The sequence below is a fragment of the Pantoea sp. B9002 genome (assembly GCF_013385945.1).
GTDB lineage: Bacteria > Pseudomonadota > Gammaproteobacteria > Enterobacterales > Enterobacteriaceae > Pantoea.
The window spans coordinates 916-1,607 of record NZ_JACAPA010000085.1 but is presented as its reverse complement, the minus strand read 5'-3'; the positions used below and the strand labels follow the sequence as shown (position 1 = coordinate 1,607).

General features: G+C 61.1%; 1 pseudogene. It reads left to right on the top strand.

Annotated elements, in window-relative coordinates:
- Positions 1-692 (top strand): annotated as a pseudogene (locus tag HX773_RS26070) (transketolase); the annotation flags it as partial.

The window sequence follows — 692 nt, the reverse complement described above, 5'->3', positions numbered from 1 at the left end:
GAAACCACCACCGGCCCGCTGGGTCAGGGCATCGCTAACGCAGTCGGTTTTGCCATTGCCGAGCGCACGCTGGCGGCGCAGTTCAACCGTCCGGGTCATGACATCGTAGACCATAACACCTACGTGTTTATGGGCGACGGCTGCATGATGGAAGGCATCTCACACGAAGTCTGCTCCATCGCCGGCACCCTGAAGCTGGGCAAACTGGTTGCCTTCTACGACGACAACGGCATCTCTATCGACGGTCACGTTGACGGCTGGTTCACCGACGACACCGCCAAACGCTTTGAAGCGTACGGCTGGCACGTGGTGCGCGGCGTGGACGGTCACGATGCGGACGCGATTAAGAAAGCGGTGGAAGAAGCCAAAGCGGTTTCCGACAAGCCTTCACTGCTGATGTGCAAAACCGTGATTGGTTTCGGTTCGCCGAACAAAGCCGGCACGCACGACTCGCACGGCGCGCCGCTGGGTGCCGATGAAATCGCGCTGACCCGCAAGCAGCTGGGCTGGAACCACGGTCCGTTTGAAATCCCTTCAGACATCTACGCGCAGTGGGATGCCAAAGAAGCCGGCCGGGCGAAAGAGTCTGCGTGGGACCAGAAGTTTGCCGCCTACGCCGCCGCGCATCCGGAGCTGGCTGCCGAGTTCAAACGTCGCGTGAACAATGAGCTGCCGGCGAACTGGGCCAGCGA